General features: G+C 68.7%; 13 protein-coding genes. 7 read left to right on the forward strand and 6 right to left on the reverse strand.

Translation table 11 applies throughout. The features are described 5' to 3' along the window. Nucleotides 1-131 precede the first annotated feature (131 nt). On the reverse strand, nt 132-1,394 hold the full coding sequence (locus tag ABL843_RS02180) for a DUF445 domain-containing protein (protein WP_418118816.1): 1,263 nt from the start codon (nt 1,392-1,394) through the stop codon (nt 132-134). Then, complete coding sequence (gene argE / locus ABL843_RS02185) at nt 1,387-2,553, reverse strand: acetylornithine deacetylase (RefSeq protein WP_418118817.1); 1,167 nt, start codon at nt 2,551-2,553, stop codon at nt 1,387-1,389. Before argE ends, ABL843_RS02180 begins: the two co-directional genes overlap by 8 nt. 106 nt (nt 2,554-2,659) lie before the next feature. Between argE and ABL843_RS02190 the strand changes: the two genes are divergently transcribed. The 4 genes from ABL843_RS02190 to ABL843_RS02205 all read left to right on the forward strand — a co-directional run bounded on the left by ABL843_RS02190 (nt 2,660) and on the right by ABL843_RS02205 (nt 6,843). Then, complete coding sequence (locus ABL843_RS02190) at nt 2,660-3,859, forward strand: glycerophosphodiester phosphodiesterase (RefSeq protein ID WP_126022545.1); 1,200 nt, start codon at nt 2,660-2,662, stop codon at nt 3,857-3,859. Between the two features lie 22 nt (nt 3,860-3,881). Then, nucleotides 3,882-4,397, forward strand: a complete 516-nt coding sequence (locus ABL843_RS02195) for a nucleoside deaminase (RefSeq protein ID WP_418118818.1) — start codon at nt 3,882-3,884, stop codon at nt 4,395-4,397. 103 nt (nt 4,398-4,500) lie between these two features. Then, nucleotides 4,501-5,703, forward strand: coding sequence for a M20 aminoacylase family protein (locus tag ABL843_RS02200; RefSeq protein ID WP_184640240.1), 1,203 nt, complete (start codon nt 4,501-4,503; stop codon nt 5,701-5,703). A 45-nt stretch (nt 5,704-5,748) separates the two neighbouring features. Further along, nucleotides 5,749-6,843 (forward strand): M14 family metallopeptidase, encoded by a 1,095-nt coding sequence (locus ABL843_RS02205; protein WP_418118819.1) that lies wholly within the window; start codon nt 5,749-5,751, stop codon nt 6,841-6,843. Between the two features lie 18 nt (nt 6,844-6,861). Here the strand turns inward: ABL843_RS02205 and ABL843_RS02210 are convergent, their stop codons facing one another. Then, nucleotides 6,862-7,986, reverse strand: coding sequence for an ABC transporter substrate-binding protein (locus tag ABL843_RS02210; RefSeq protein WP_165909629.1), 1,125 nt, complete (start codon nt 7,984-7,986; stop codon nt 6,862-6,864). A 51-nt stretch (nt 7,987-8,037) separates the two neighbouring features. On the opposite strand from ABL843_RS02210, the gene ABL843_RS02215 reads away from it, so the two are divergent. The 3 genes from ABL843_RS02215 to ABL843_RS02225 are packed head-to-tail and all read left to right on the forward strand — an operon-like array spanning nt 8,038 to nt 11,556. Continuing rightward, nucleotides 8,038-10,101 (forward strand): molybdopterin-containing oxidoreductase family protein, encoded by a 2,064-nt coding sequence (locus tag ABL843_RS02215; protein ID WP_418118820.1) that lies wholly within the window; start codon nt 8,038-8,040, stop codon nt 10,099-10,101. Beyond that, complete coding sequence (locus ABL843_RS02220) at nt 10,098-11,246, forward strand: aminopeptidase (RefSeq protein ID WP_418118821.1); 1,149 nt, start codon at nt 10,098-10,100, stop codon at nt 11,244-11,246. The genes ABL843_RS02215 and ABL843_RS02220 overlap by 4 nt, the downstream gene beginning before the upstream one ends. After that, nucleotides 11,239-11,556 (forward strand): polyhydroxyalkanoic acid system family protein, encoded by a 318-nt coding sequence (locus tag ABL843_RS02225; RefSeq protein WP_184640232.1) that lies wholly within the window; start codon nt 11,239-11,241, stop codon nt 11,554-11,556. The genes ABL843_RS02220 and ABL843_RS02225 overlap by 8 nt, the downstream gene beginning before the upstream one ends. A 12-nt stretch (nt 11,557-11,568) precedes the next feature. Here ABL843_RS02225 and ABL843_RS02230 read toward each other — a convergent pair whose 3' ends face one another. Genes ABL843_RS02230 through ABL843_RS02240 form a run of 3 tightly spaced genes read right to left on the reverse strand, consistent with a single transcriptional unit; the run spans nt 11,569 to nt 14,926 of the window. Next, the gene (locus ABL843_RS02230; protein ID WP_418118822.1) at nt 11,569-12,306 is read right to left on the reverse strand and encodes an SDR family oxidoreductase; all 738 of its coding nucleotides are present in this window, start codon (nt 12,304-12,306) and stop codon (nt 11,569-11,571) included. After that, the gene (locus ABL843_RS02235; RefSeq protein WP_418118824.1) at nt 12,303-13,829 is read right to left on the reverse strand and encodes an FGGY-family carbohydrate kinase; all 1,527 of its coding nucleotides are present in this window, start codon (nt 13,827-13,829) and stop codon (nt 12,303-12,305) included. Before ABL843_RS02235 ends, ABL843_RS02230 begins: the two co-directional genes overlap by 4 nt. Continuing rightward, on the reverse strand, nt 13,826-14,926 hold the full coding sequence (locus ABL843_RS02240) for an alcohol dehydrogenase catalytic domain-containing protein (RefSeq protein WP_418120429.1): 1,101 nt from the start codon (nt 14,924-14,926) through the stop codon (nt 13,826-13,828). The genes ABL843_RS02235 and ABL843_RS02240 overlap by 4 nt, the downstream gene beginning before the upstream one ends. Nucleotides 14,927-14,992: the final 66 nt, after the last annotated feature.

The following is a 14,992-nucleotide window of genomic DNA, read 5'->3' on the forward strand; positions in this document are numbered from 1 at the left end:
GGCGTCTCCTCTTGTTGATGCGCGCAGCAGTCTAGGAGCGCGGCGGGGCCGCGGAGTCCCCACGGGGACAGGATGCGGACTTTCGTCCGCTGTGGATTACCCGCGGCCTTCAGCTGCGGTTCAGCCGCAACTCAGCCGCGCAGCATCTGCGTCGCCGTGTGGATCAGCAGCCCCACCAGCCCGCCCACCAGCGTGCCGTTGATGCGGATGAACTGCAGGTCGCGCCCGATGTGGCGCTCGAGCTCGACCGTCATCTCCTGCGCGTTCCACTCGCCCACGCGCTCCTCGATGTAGCGGCGGATGTCCTCGCGGTAGCGCTCGATGGCCAGCGGCGCGGCGGCCTCGATCTGCTCGTTGATCCAGCGGCGGATGGCCTCGTCGCCCTGCAGCCGCGTGCCCAGCGCGCCGGCCATCGACGCGATGCGCCGGCGGATGCTCGAGTCGCTGCGGCCCAGGTCGTCGTGCAGCCACGCGAGCATCTCGCCCCACAGCCCGTGCAGGTAGTCGCCCAGGGCGGGGTGCGCAACCAGCTCCGCGCGGATCTGCTCGCCGCGTTGCTGGAACTCGGGGTCGAGCTTCAGGCGCACCACGAAGTCGTCGACGAACTGGTCGAAGCGCCTGCGCATCGGATGCTCGGGCTCGGCCGCGAGCTCGCCGATGGTGCGCGCCACGGCAGCGACGATCTTGCGCGTGGCCAGCTTGGCCGCCACCTGGTCGAGGCCCACGTAGCGCAGCGTCCTGATCTCGCGCGCGATGGCCTCGGTGATGTGCGCCTGCACCTCCTCGCCTTCGAGCAGGCCGGCCACCTGCTGCAGCACGTCGTCGAGCAGTGCCTGGTGGCGCCCGCCGGCCGTGAGCGCGTCGAGCGCCTGGCCCGTCAGGCGCGAGAGGTCGATCTTCTGCAGCCCGGCCGCGGCGGCGCGGCCCATGAAGTCGCGCACGCGCTCGTCGTCGAAGGCCGAAAGGCCATAGCGCGTGGCGGCCACGCCCCATTCGCCGAGCTTCTCGCCGCTCGCGGGGCGCGCCAGCCAGTCGGCGATGCGCCCGGCCGCGTCGAACTGCCGCAGCTTGCCGAGCACCTGGGCGGTGCTCAGGAAGTTGTCGCAGATGAATCCCGCGAGCTTGGCGCCGATGCGGTCCTTGTTGCTCGGGATGATGGCGGTGTGCGGAATCGGCAGGCCCAGCGGATGGCGGAACAGCGCCACCACCGCGAACCAGTCGGCGATGGCGCCCACCATCGCCGCCTCGGCGAAGGCCGCCACGTAGCCCCAGGCCGGGTGCCGCGCATGCAGCACGCTCGCCACCGCATAGAGCAGTGCGGCGCCGCACAGCAGGCCGAGCGCGACGCGCTTCATGCGCCGCGACGCGTCGATGCTGGCGGCGCTCTCAGCCAATGCTCGGCGTGGATGCCAGGCGCTCCATGAACAGCTCGCAGCGCGCGAGCTGCTCGAGGCTCACGTACTCGTCGGGCTGGTGCGCCTGCTCGATGCTGCCGGGTCCGCACACCACGGTGGGGATGCCGGCGTTCTTGAAAAGACCCGCTTCGGTGCCGAAGGCCACCAGCGTGGTGCGCTCCTCGCTCGCCAGGCGCTGGGCCAGCAGCGTGATGGGGTCGTTGGCGGAGCCCAGGAAGCTCGGGATCTCGCAGATGGTCTCGAAGCTGAAGCCCGCGTCGGGCGCCACCTTCTTCATCGCGGGTTCGAGGCTGCCCGCGTAGGCGACCACCTCGGCCTGCATCTTCCCGGCGTCGGCGGTGGGAAGGTCGCGGAATTCATAGCGGAACTCGGCGTCGCGCGGCACCACGTTGTCGGCGATGCCGCCGTGGAACTGTCCCACGCTCGCGGTGCTGAAGGGCACGTCGAAGCCCTCGTAGCGGGGCTCGCTGCGCTCGAAGCCCTCGGCCATGTCGCGCACCTTGCCGATCACGCGCGCGGCCATCTCGATGGCGTTGACCGACTTCGGCGTGAGCGAGGAGTGCGCCTCCTTGCCGCGCACGCAGCACTTGTAGCGGTACACGCCCTTGTGCGCGATGGCGGGCACCATGCTGGTGGGTTCGCCCACGATGCAGGCCAGGGGCTTGATGCCGGCGTCGCGCATGTCGGCGATGAGCTCCTTCACGCCGAAGCAGCCGATCTCCTCCTCGTAGCTGAAGGCGAAGTGCACCGCGAAGGGAGAGTCGCTCTCCAGGAAGCGCTTCGCGTTCGACAGCGCGACGGCGATGAAGCTCTTCATGTCGGCCGAGCCGCGCCCGTAGAGGCGCTCGTTTTGCACCACGGCCGAGAGCGGATCGACGCTCCAGTCCTGCCCGTCCCAGGGCACCGTGTCGGTGTGGCCCGAGACGATCACCCCGGCCGGCTTGCCCTCGCCCAGCGTGGCGAAGAGGTTCGCCTTGGTGCGTTCGGCGTTGTAGGTGATGCGGCTCTTCACGCCCAGCGCCGCGAGGTGGCTCTGGGCGAAGTCGATCAGTTCGAGGTTGCTGTTGGCGCTGATGGTGTTCATGCGCACCAGCGTCTGGGCCATCAGCAGGCTTTGGGGGGAAAGCGTATGGGGCATGCAACACATTCTCCCGGAAGTCGGCGCCGCGCGTGCATGGATGTCGAAGCTGTCACGCGAAACGGGTACCCTGCGCCTCTTCATTCCGGACGGAGAAACCTCGACCATGCGCACCTCTCTTCAGATCGCCCTGACCGCCACCGCAGCCCTCGCACTGGCCGCCTGCAGCAGCACCGGACCTTCCGGCGGCAGCAGCAAGCTGCTCACGCTGGACGGCAACCCGCCGCTGGTCATCGCCCATCGTGGTGCATCGGGCTATCTGCCGGAGGAAACCCTCGAAGCCTACGCCCGCGCCATCGAGCTCGGCGCCGACGTGATCGAGATGGACCTGATCTCCACCAAGGACGGCGTGCTCATCGCCCGCCACGACCCCAATCTCGCCATCAGCACCGACGTGGCCAGGCACCCCCGCTTCGCCTCGCGCAAGAAGACCATCAAGGTCGACGGCGAAACCCAGACCGGCTGGTTCAGCAACGACTTCACGCTGGCCGAGATCAAGACCCTGGGCGCCATCTCCACCGACGCCGAGCGTCCGCAGGAATTCAACGGCAAGTACAAGGTGCCGACCTTCCAGGAGATCATCGACTTCGCCAAGGCCAAGTCGAAGGAAACCGGCCGCACCATCGCCATCTACCCCGAGACCAAGAACCCGACCTACTTCCGCGACCTGGGCCTGCCGATGGAGGACAAGGTCATCGCCGCCATCAACGCGGCCGGCTGGAACAGCAAGACCGCGCCCATCTACGTGCAGTCCTTCGAGCCGGGCAGCCTCAAGTACATGAAGAGCAAGGGCCTGAATACGAAGCTCATCCAGCTCATCGACGGCGACAGCGTCGACCTGAAGACCGGCGCCGTGACCTTCGCCGTGCCCAGCGACCGCCCCTACGACTGGACCAAGGCCGGCGACAAGCGCAACTTCGACGCCATGGTCACGCCCGCGGGCCTGGCAGAGATCAAGAAGTACGCCGACGGCATCGGTCCCTGGAAGCGCTACATCGTGAGCATCAAGGGCACCATCGGTGCCGATGGCAAGCCGGTGGACGTCAACAAGGACGGCAAGATCAACGACGCCGACGCCACCTCCACGGCGCCCACCTCGCTGATCGCCGACGCGCACAAGGCGGGCCTGTTCGTGCACCCCTTCACCTTCCGCAACGAGTCGCGCCGCCTGGCCTCCGACTACAACAAGGACGGCAAGAACGAATACGGCGTGTACTACAAGCTCGGCGTGGACGGCGTGTTCACCGACTTCACCGACACCGCGCTGGCCGCGCGCGCCGACTACCTCAAGAGCATCGGCCGCTGATCGACCGGGTTATCGTCCGAGCATGGCCACAGACGACACCTCCTCGCCCGACCTCTCCCCGCGCGACCTCGAACTGCTTCGCATGGCCATCCGCCTGTCGGACGAATCGAAGGCGCGCGGGCGCCATCCCTTCGCCGCGCTGGTGGCGAACGAGCGCGGCGAGGTCGTCGTCACCGCGGGCAACAACTCGATGCCGCCCGAGGGCGATCCCACGCAGCACGCCGAGCTGGTGGCCGCCGCGCAGGCCGCGAAGCTGCTCACCCCCGAGGAGCTCGCGCGCTGCACGCTCTTCACCAGCGCCGAGCCCTGCTGCATGTGCGCGGGCGCGATCTACTGGACCAACATCGGGCGCGTGGTGTACGCGCTTTCCGAACACGCGCTGCTGGGCCTGACGGGCGACCATCCCGAGAACCCGACCTTTTCGCTTCCCTGCCGCGAAGTCTTCGCGCGCGGGCAGCGGCGCGTCGAGGTGGTGGGGCCGCTGCTCGAGCAGGAAGCCGCCGCGCCGCACGTGGGCTTCTGGACCGGCGCGCACTGAGGAACTGAGGAAAGGCCCCGGCAACCCGCTGGGGCTGCGTGTTTCCCGAGGTGCCCCGAAATGCCAGAGTGGATAGACTGGCGTTTTGAGACGGTCTATCCCCATGAAACTCATCGACTCGATCGTCACGCAGGCGGCTGGCATCGCCGCCGTCCGACGTGACCTGCACGCACACCCCGAACTCTGCTTCGAAGAAGTCCGCACCGCCGACGTGGTGGCAGGCAAGCTCACCGAATGGGGCATCCCCATCCACCGCGGCCTGGGCACCACCGGCGTGGTGGGCATCGTCAAGAACGGCACCAGCAACCGCGCGGTGGGCCTTCGCGCCGACATGGACGCACTGCCCGTCACCGAGCTCAACACCTTCGCCCACGCCAGCAAGCACCACGGCAAGATGCACGCCTGCGGCCACGACGGCCACACGGCCATGCTGCTCGCGGCCGCGCAGCACCTGGCGAAGCACCGCAACTTCGACGGCACCGTCTACCTGATCTTCCAGCCCGCCGAAGAAGGCGGTGGCGGCGCCCGCGAGATGATCAAGGAAGGGCTCTTCGAGAAATTCCCGATGGATGCCGTCTTCGGCATGCACAACTGGCCCGGCATGAAGGCCGGCCAGTTCGCGGTGAGCCCGGGCCCGGTGATGGCCTCGGGCAACAAGTTCTTCGTCAACGTGGTGGGCAAGGGCGGCCACGCGGCGCTGCCGCAGACCGGCATCGACCCGGTGCCGATCGCCTGCGAGATCGTGCAGGCCTTCCAGACCATCCTCACGCGCAAGATGAAGCCGACCGATTCGGCCGTCATCTCCGTCACCACCATCCATGCCGGCGAAACCAACAACGTGATTCCCGACAACTGCGAACTGTCGGGCACGGTGCGCACCTTCTCCATCGAAGTGCTCGACATGATCGAGGCGCGCATGAAGCAGATCTGCGACCACATCTGCGCCGCGCACGATGCCACCTGCGAGTTCCGCTTCGAGCGCTACTACCCGCCCACCATCAATACCGAGGCCGAGGCCGACTTCGCGCGCCGCGTGATGGGCGGCGTGGTCGGCCCCGAGAACGTGCTGAAGCAGGAAGCCGCCATGACCTCGGAAGACTTCGCCTTCATGCTGCAGGCCAAGCCCGGCGCCTACGCCTTCATCGGCAACGGCGACGGCTCGCACCGCGACGTGCACCATGGCGAGGGCCCCTGCACGCTGCACAACGCGAGCTACGACTTCAACGACGACCTGATCCCGCTGGGTGCCACCTGCTGGGTGCAGATCGCGGAGCAGTTCCTCAAGCCCGGCGGCAGCGCCGCCTGACCGTCTTCCTGGTCGCCTGATTCACCGAGAGAGGTCCAGCGCCACATGATCGGAATCGCCGAAGCCTTTTCGCCGCGCTACGCACAGGCGCGCCAGAAGTTCCTGCAGGGCTGCGTGAGCGCCGGCCTCACGGTCGAGCCGCATGCGCACCCGCTCAAGGGGCGCGAGGGCGAGGAGCTCTCGATGGACGTGGCGCTCGACGGCGAGCCCGATGCGCCGAACCTGCTGGTCGTCAGCAGCGCGTGCCACGGCGTCGAAGGCCACTGCGGCAGCGGCGTGCAGGTGTTCGCGCTGCACGACGCCGAGTGGCGCGAGAAAGCGAAGGCGCAGGGCGTGTCGGTGCTGTACGTGCATGCGCTCAATCCGCACGGTTTCTCGCACGGCCGGCGCGTGACGCACGAGAACGTCGACCTCAACCGCAACTTCATCGATTTCTCGAAGCCGGTGCCGGTCAACGAGGCCTACGCCAAGCTGCACGAGCTGCTGCTGCCCGACACCTGGCCGCCCACGCCCGAGAACCAGGCGGCCATCGAGAAATGGATCGGCAAGCACGGCACCACCGCCTACCAGGCGGCCGTGACCAGCGGCCAGTACCAGTTCGAAGACGGCCTCTTCTACGGTGGCAAGGCGCCGACCTGGAGCAACAGGACCATCCGCGAGGTGTTGCGCCGCCATGCGGGCCAGGCCAAGCGCATCGCGTGGATCGACCTGCACACCGGGCTGGGCCCGAACGGCCTGGGCGAACGCATCTTCGCCTGCCGCGACGACAAGGCCGCCTACGCGCGGGCCAACGCGTGGTGGGGCACGCCCGCGGCGCCCGTCACCTCCATCTACGACGGTTCATCCACCTCGGCGCTGCTGCGCGGGCTGATGTGGGATTCGGTGTACCAGGAGTGCCCGCAGGCCGAGTACACCGGTATCGCGCTCGAATACGGCACGCTGCCCATCCTCGAAGTGACCGGCGCCCTGCGCGCCGACCACTGGCTGCACAAGCACCCCGAGGCGCCGGCCGAGCTGGCGGATGGCATCCGCGCGCGCATGGTGGAAGCGTTCTACACGGACACCGACGCCTGGCGCGGGCAGATCGTCAGCCAGGCGCGCCAGGCGATGTTCCAGGCCGTCGACGGCTTGACGGGCTGACGCCGCGGCCGGAGAACCTCAGGTCCTGACGCGGCCGTCGCCCGTCAGCATCGAGAGCTCGACGAACTTCGAGCCCACGTGGTTCCTGGCCGAGAACGACACCTCGAAGCCGCCGAACTGCTGGCGGTCGATGCTTTCCAGGCCCGCGATCAGGCTCTCGCGCGTGGGCTTGCCCGGCGCCTTGCGCAGGCCTTCGACCAGCACCTTCGCGGCCAGGTAGCCCTCCAGGCTCGAGAAGTTGACGCTCGCGCCGTTGACCTTGCGCGCCGCCTCGGCGAACTCGCGGGCCAGCGCGTTGGCTTGGTTGTAGGGCGAGGGCACCACCTGCGTGATCATCACGCCGGCGCCGTCCTTGCCCAGCTCGTCCGCCAGCGCCTGCGTGCCGACGAAGGACATGTTGAAGAAGGTGCCGCCATAGCCTGCCTTGCGCGCTTCGCGGATGAAGGCCGCGCAGGCCTTGTACGCGCCCACCTGCACCACGGCGTCGGGCCGCGCCGCGACGATGGCCTTCACCGCCTGCGCCACGTCGGCCGAGTTGCGCTCCACGGTAGCCAGCGCGACCGGCTTGAGCTGCTGCTCGCCGAGCGCCAGCGTCACGCCGTCGAGGCCGGCCTTGCCGTAGGCATCGTTCTGATAGAAGACCGCGATCTTCTTCAGGCCCAGGTGGGTGAGCTGCTTCACCATCAGCGCCGTCTCGTCGTTGTACGAGGCGCGCAGGTGGAACACGTTCTTCTGGAAGGGTTCGCGCAGCGACATTGCGCCGGTGAAGGGCGCCACGAAGGGCACCTTGTCCTTCACCGCCAGCGGCAGCGCGGCCAGGCTGGTCGGGGTGCCGATGTAGCCGAAGAGCGCGAAGACGTCTTCCTCGATCAGCTTCTGCGTGTTGGCCGCGCAGCGGTCGGGTTCATAGCCGTCGTCCAGGTTCTTGATGACCACGTTGCGGCGGCCCGGCTGGGCGTTGTACTGGTCCAGGAACAGCTTGGCGCCCTGGTGGAACTGGATGCCCAGCTGCGCCGCCGGGCCGGTGAATGCCGCCGACTGGCCCAGCACCAGCGGCGTGTCCTGCGCCCGGGCGAGGCCGAAGCCGCCCAGCGTGGCGGCCGCGCCCGCGGCCAGAGAAAAACGACGTCGATTCAACAACATGATGAAAACCCACTCCTGCGCTCTGAATCGCGCACAAATTAGACTTGCCCGATGGCCCACGCACCGGATACCTCGCTCGAAGAAGCGCCCTCCCAGCCCGCAACGACCACCGTGCTGGGCGCATGCCCGCACGACTGTCCGGACACCTGCGCGCTGGTCACCACCGTCAGGGACGGCGTTGCCGTGAAGCTGCAGGGCAACCCCGCCCATTCGCACACGGGCGGGGTGCTGTGCACCAAGGTGTCGCGCTACATCGAGCGCAACGACCATGCGGAACGGCTGGTTCAGCCCCTGAAGCGGGTGGGCCCCAAGGGAAGCGGCCAGTTCGAGCCGGTGAGCTGGGACGCCGCCCTGGACGACATCGCGGCGAATCTTCAAGTATTACAGGGAAAACCCGAAGCTATTGTCCCCTATAGCTATGCGGGCACCATGGGCCTGGTGCAGGGCGAGTCGATGGACCGGCGCTTCTTCCACAAGCTGGGCGCCAGCCTGCTGGACCGCACGATCTGCTCCATGGCCGGCGGCGAGGCCATGCTCTACACGCTGGGCGGCAAGGTCGGCATGCGCATCGAGTTCTTCGCCGAGGCGAAGCTGATCCTGATCTGGGGCAGCAACTCCATCGCCAGCAACCTGCATTTCTGGCGCCACGCCCAGGCCGCCAAGCGCGCCGGCGCGCGGCTGGTGTGCATCGACCCGCGCAAGACCGAGACCGCCGACAAGTGCGACGAGCACATCGCGCTGCTGCCCGGCACCGACGCCGCGCTGGCGCTGGCACTGATGCACGAGCTGATCGTGAACGACTGGCTCGACCACGACTACATCGCGAACCACACGCTGGGCTGGGAGCAGCTGCGCGAGCGCGCGCTGCAATGGCCGCCGTCGCGCGCGGCGCAGGTCTGCGGCATTCCCGAGGAACAGATCGTCTCGCTCGCGAAGGCCTACGGCACCACGAAGCCGGCCGCGATCCGCCTGAACTACGGCATGCAGCGCGTGCGCGGCGGCGGCAACGCGGCGCGCGCCGTCGCCTGCCTGCCGGCGCTGGTGGGCGCCTGGCGCGACCGCGCGGGCGGCCTGCTCTTGAGCAGTTCGGGCCACTACCCGGTGGACCGCGCCGCGCTGCAGCGCCCCGACCTGCTGGCCGGGCGCAAGCCGCGCACCATCAACATGAGCACCATCGGCGATGCGCTGCTCGACACCGCCAACCCGGTGAAGGCCATCGTGGTCTACAACAGCAACCCGGTGGCGGTGGCGCCCGAGTCGGCCAAGGTGGCAGCGGGCTTCGCGCGCGAAGACCTCTTCACCGTGGTGCTGGAGCAGTTCCGCACCGACACCGCCGACTACGCCGACTACCTTCTGCCCGCCACCACGCAGCTGGAGCACTGGGACATCCACTGCAGCTACGGCCACACCGACGTGCTGCTGAACCGCCCGGCCGTGGCGCCGCGCGGCGAGGCCCGCAGCAACGCCTGGGTGTTCCGCGAACTGGCGAAGCGCATGGGCTTCACCGAACCCTGCTTCTCCGATTCCGACGAGACGCTGTGCCGCACCGCCTTCGCCGAGCGCAACATCGATTTCTCCGAACTGATGGCGCAGGGCTTCAGCAGCCTGAAGCTGCCCGAGGCGCCTTTCGCCGAAGGCGGCTTCCCCACACCCTCGGGCCGCTGCGAATTCTTCAGCGACCGCCTGCAGGCCATGGGCGTGGACGGCCTGCCCGACCACGTGCCCAACTGGGAGCCGGCAGGCAGCTCGACCGAGTTCCCGCTGGCCATGATCTCGCCGCCGGCGCGCAACTTCCTCAACTCGACCTTCGTCAACGTGACGAGCCTGCGCGCCATCGAGGTCGAGCCGCTGCTGGAGATCCACGAGGCCGACGCCGCCGCGCGCGGCATCGAGGACGGCGCCACGGTGCGCGTGTTCAACAAGCGCGGCGAGCACCGCTGCCGCGCCGAGATCTCGCGCCGCGCGCGGCAGGGCGTGGTGCACGGCATGGGCATCTGGTGGCGCAAGCTCGGCATGGACGGCACCAACGTCAACGAGCTCACCAGCCAGCGCCTGACCGACATCGGCCGCGGGCCGACCTTCTACGACTGCCTGGTCGAAGTCGAGAAGGTGTGAGGCGCTTTCGCTTTCTTCCGGCCCTTCCGGCCCTCGCGCTGGCCGGCTCGCTGCTTCTGCTCACCGGCTGCGCCGACCTCGGCTACTACTGGCAGTCCGCCAGCGGCCACATCGGCATCATGCGCGCCGCCAAGCCGGTGCCCGAATGGCTGGCCGATCCATCGGTGTCGTCGGCGCTGAAGGCCAAGCTCGAACTCACGCAGCGCATCCGCCGCTTCGCCTCGGCCGAACTCGGGCTGCCCGACAACGCCAGCTACAAGTCGTACGCCGACCTGCATCGCGCCGCGGCCGTCTGGAACGTGGTGGCGGCGCCGCACTATTCGCTCACGCTCAAGAGCTGGTGCTTTCCGGTGGCGGGCTGCGTGGGCTACCGCGGCTACTACACCGAGGAAGCGGCCAAGGCCGAGGCCGAGGAGCAGAAGAAGCAGGACCTGGAAGTGGCCGTTTACCCGGTGCCCGCGTACTCCACGCTGGGCTGGATGAACTGGGCCGGCGGCGATCCGCTGCTGTCGACCTTCATCGGCTATCCAGAGGGCGAGCTCGCGCGCATCGTGTTCCACGAGCTCGCGCACCAGGTGCTCTACGTGGCGGGCGACACGGTCTTCAACGAGTCCTATGCCACCGCGGTCGAGCGCATCGGCGGCGCGATGTGGCTGCAGCGCGAGGCCGGCGATGCGGCGCGGCGCGAGTACGCGCAGTTCGACGCGCAGCGACAGGAGTTTCGCGCGCTGGCGCTCGACACCCGCCGCGCGCTGACGAAGGTGTACGAGTCGCCCGAAGCCAAGGCCAAGGACTGGACGAAGGTGGAAGCCATGAAGCAGGCCGCCATGGCCGACTTCCGCGAGCGCTACGCGAAGCTGAAGGAGGGCTGGACCGGCCCGCGCCAGAACGCCTACGACGCCTGGGTGGCGCGCGCCAACAACGCGGCCTTCGGCGCGCAGGGAGCGTACGACGATCTCGTGCCCAGCTTCGAGAAACTCTTCGAGCGCGAAGGCCGCGACTGGCCGCGCTTCTATGCCGAGGTGCGGCGCATCGCGAAGCTGCCGACCTCCGAGGAACGCCGCGTCGCCCTGCAGGCAGCGACGGGTATCCTCCAGACCCAGACCACACCTGAACACGACAAGACCGGAGATCGCGGTGCCTGACATCCACATCGAACGCAACCACACACTGGGCATCGCACGCGCGCGCGTCGTCGCGCGCAAGTGGATCCAGCAGGCCGAGCAGGAGTTCGGCCTCGAATGCGTCTACACGCAGGGCGAGGGCTGCGACACTGCCACCTTCACGCGCGCCGGCATCGACGGCACCGTCGAAGTCACCGACACCACCTTCAAGCTCGACGCGACGCTGGGCTTCCTTTTCAGCAGCTTCAGCGAAATGATCGAGGCCAAGATCACGCGCAACCTCGACGCGATGCTCGATGCGCCGCGAGGCGGCGGCACGCGTCTCGCCTGAGCGCGCCGAAGTTCAGACGATGGTGTAGCCGCCGTCCACCGGCAGCGCCGCGCCGCTCACCATCGAAGCGCCATCGCCCAGCAGGAAGAGGACGGGCGCCACCACTTCCTCGACCTGCGCGAAGCGGCCCAGCGGAATGTTCTTCAATGCGGCCGCACTCTTGGCCGGATCGGACCAGGCCTGCTCGGCCATCGGCGTGAGCGTGACGGTCGGGTTCACGCTGTTCACACGGATGCCGTGCGGCCCGAACTCCAGGCACAGCGAACGCGTGATGGCATCCATCGCCGCCTTCGAGGCGCAATAGCAAAGATGCGCGTCGAGCGCCACCAGCGCAGCCTGGCTCGAAACGTTGACGATGCTGCCGCGCACGCCGGCCGCGATCATGGCCTTGCCGCAGCGCGAGGCCACCAATGCCGCCGCGCGTGCGTTGACGGCCATCACAGCGTCGAAGCTCTCGGCCTGCATCTCGATGGCCGATTCGAGCAGCGCGATGCCGGCGCAATTCACCACCAGGTCGAAGGCGGGCAGGGGCGCGAGCGCGCGTTCCAGCGCGGGCGCGTCGGCCACGTCGAGCACCAGCGGCGTGCAGCCGGCTTCGGTGTGCAGCGCCGCCAGTGCCGCGGCATTGCGCCCGACGGCCGTGACCTGCGCGCCTGCCTGCGCGAGCCGCGCCGCCACCGCGCGGCCGATGCCGCTGCTCGCGCCGGTCACGAGGGCGCGGCGCCCGGAGAAATCGAAGGAAGTGGTCATTTCAGCCGCTGCATCGCATCGCGCAGCGCGGGGTAGAGCGATTTGTAGATTTCGAAGCGCTCGCGGTACGCGGCCTGTGCGCGGGGCTCGGGCCGCGCCCGCTCCACCAGCGTGACCCAGCCGCGTTCGGCGGTGGCCGCATCGACCAGCCCGGCGCCGAGCGCCGCGAGCATGGCCGCGCCCAGTGCCGCTTCCACTTCCTGCTCGATGGTGAACACCGGATAGCCCGTGATGTCCGCCACGATCTGCATCCAGAGGTCGGAGTGCGCCGCGCCGCCGACCACGATCAGGCGCTCGTCCAGCGGCTGGCCGCTCTGGCGCCCGGCCTCGATGTTGTGCTGCAGCGCGAAGCTCACGCCCTCGAGCACCGCGCGGTACAGGTGGGCGCGGCTGTGCGCCAGCGAAAGCCCGATGAAGGCGCCCTTGGCCTGCGCGTCCCAGATCGGGCTGCGTTCGCCCATGAGGTAGGGCAGGAACACCAGGCCCTCGGCGCCGGGCGGCACGTCGACCGCCTTGCGCTCGATCAGCGCGTGCGCGTCCTCGCCGGTGCGCGCGGCCTCGGCGATCTCCGCCTGGCAGAAGGCTTCACGGAACCAGGTGACCGCGGCGCCCGCCGTGATCGCGCCGCCGAACACATAGCTGCGGTCCGCGCCGCGGTACACGTGGGGCATGGTGATGAGCCGGTGCCGCGCATCGACAGTGGGGCTCACGAAACCCCAGCACATGCTGGTGCCGATCATCGCCACGTGGTCGCCGCTGCCGGTGACGCCCGCGCAGAAGGTGGCCACCGCCGCATCGACGCCGCCCGCCATCAGCGGCATGCCCTCGGCGAGGCCCAGCTTCGCGGCCCATTCGGCGCTCAGCCCGCCGACCACGTCGCTCGACTCGACCAGGCGCGGCGGCATCATGCGCGACGGAATGCCGAGCATCTCCATTGCCTCTTGCGACCACTGCCGACGCGCCGCGTCGTACACGCCGCCGATGTTGCCGGCCGAGCTGTGGTCGACGGCGAGCTCACCCGTGAGCCGCCAGTTGATGTAGCTGTTGGGCGGCAGGAAGTGGCGCGTTTTCGCCCACACCTCGGGCAGGTGCTCGCGCACCCACAGGATCTTGGTGAAGCCGTAGTAGCTGTCCACGCCGTTGCCGGTGATGGCCTGCAGCCGCGCCACGTCGACGTTCGCGTTCACCGAGTCGACCTCGGCGGTGGCGCGGCGGTCCATCCAGATCAGGCAGGGGTGCAGCGGGCGCATGGCCTCGTCGACCGGGATGCCCGCGCCGCCGTAGAGGCTGCTCACGCACATCGCGGCAATGTCGGCCGGCGCGACGCCGCTTTTCGCCACGCAGGCGCGCACGCTCTCGCACACCGCGTCGAACCACACCTCGCAGTCCTGCTGCGCCCACAGCGGCTTCGGCGTCTCGGGCTGGTAGGCCACGCTCGCCTGAGCATGCACATTGCCGTCGATGCCGACCAGCAGGCACTTGGTGCTTTGCGTGCCGATGTCGACGCCGATCACGTATTTCATGTTGTCCCCTGGCTGGTTGTCTCTCGGGATCGGGGCTGCGGTTTCAGCAGCACCTTGATGGAATCCAGCGAGTTTGCCAGCGCGAAGGCGCGCTCCCATTCGGTCAGCGGAAAGTCGTGCGTGACGATGCCCTTCGAGGTGACCAGCCCGCGCGCCAGCAGGTCGATGGCCACGGGGTAGCAGTACGGCCCCAGGTGCGCGCCGCGCACGTCGAGCTCCTTGCGGTCGCCGATGATCGACCAGTCGGCGCTGGTCTCGGAGCCGAACACGCTGAACTCCACGAAGCGGCCGAGCTTGCGGATCATCTCCAGCCCTTGCGTCACGCCGATGGGCGCGCCGGTGGTCTCGATGTACACGTCGCAGCCGTAGCCTTCGGTCAGCCCCTTGACGATGGCGTCGGCGTTCTCCGTCTTCGGGTTGATGACGACGTCGGCGCCGTACTGCTTCGCGAGCGCGAGGCGCTCGGGCACGAGGTCGATCACCACCAGCTTCCTCGGCGTCTTCAGCGCCGCCACCTGCACCATCATCAGCCCCAGCGGGCCGGCGCCCGCGATCACCACCACGTCGTCGAGCTGGATGTCGCCGCGGTTCACCGTGTGGATCGCGCAAGAGAGCGGCTCGATGATGGCCGCGTCCTCCAGCGAGATGCCGTCGGGAATCCTGTGCACGCGCGCGGTGGGCGGCAGGCGCATGTAGTCGGCCATGCCGCCGTCGGCCACGATGCGCTGGAAGCCGAAGATGTTGTGCACCTCGCACATCCAGTACTTGCCCGAGGTGCAGAAGCGGCACTTGCCGCAGGGCACGATCTGCTCGGCGATCACGCGGTCGCCTTTCTCCACGCCGAAGTGTTCGGCCGCGCCTTCGCCCAGCGCCTCGACGTAGCCGAAGAACTCATGGCCCGGGATGACGGGCGCCTTCACCCACGAGGGCTGGCCGTCGCCGCCCCAGAACATCTTCGCGCCCGAATGGCACTTGCAGTCGGAGGCGCAGATGCCGCAGGCGGCGATGGAGATCAGCAGCTCGTTGGCGCCGATGACCGGCATGTCGACGGTCTCCAGCCGGTAGTCCTTGGGGCCGTGGCACACCACGGCCTGCATGGAGGCGAGCTGGGAGATGGCGCCCGAGGTGCCGGGCTGGAGCTTTTGATAGGACACGGGATTCCT

This window comes from Variovorax sp. 350MFTsu5.1 (assembly GCF_048302515.1).
Lineage (GTDB): Bacteria > Pseudomonadota > Gammaproteobacteria > Burkholderiales > Burkholderiaceae_C > Variovorax > Variovorax guangxiensis.

Coding starts and splice junctions, on each gene's coding strand:
- argE (WP_418118817.1), bottom strand. CDS start 2,553: ATGCCCCATACGCTTTCCCCCCAAAGCCTGCTGATGGCCCAGACGCTG.
- ABL843_RS02190 (WP_126022545.1), top strand. CDS start 2,660: ATGCGCACCTCTCTTCAGATCGCCCTGACCGCCACCGCAGCCCTCGCA.
- ABL843_RS02195 (WP_418118818.1), top strand. CDS start 3,882: ATGGCCACAGACGACACCTCCTCGCCCGACCTCTCCCCGCGCGACCTC.
- ABL843_RS02200 (WP_184640240.1), top strand. CDS start 4,501: ATGAAACTCATCGACTCGATCGTCACGCAGGCGGCTGGCATCGCCGCC.
- ABL843_RS02205 (WP_418118819.1), top strand. CDS start 5,749: ATGATCGGAATCGCCGAAGCCTTTTCGCCGCGCTACGCACAGGCGCGC.
- ABL843_RS02210 (WP_165909629.1), bottom strand. CDS start 7,986: ATGTTGTTGAATCGACGTCGTTTTTCTCTGGCCGCGGGCGCGGCCGCC.
- ABL843_RS02215 (WP_418118820.1), top strand. CDS start 8,038: ATGGCCCACGCACCGGATACCTCGCTCGAAGAAGCGCCCTCCCAGCCC.
- ABL843_RS02230 (WP_418118822.1), bottom strand. CDS start 12,306: ATGACCACTTCCTTCGATTTCTCCGGGCGCCGCGCCCTCGTGACCGGC.
- ABL843_RS02235 (WP_418118824.1), bottom strand. CDS start 13,829: ATGAAATACGTGATCGGCGTCGACATCGGCACGCAAAGCACCAAGTGC.
- ABL843_RS02240 (WP_418120429.1), bottom strand. CDS start 14,926: ATGCAGGCCGTGGTGTGCCACGGCCCCAAGGACTACCGGCTGGAGACC.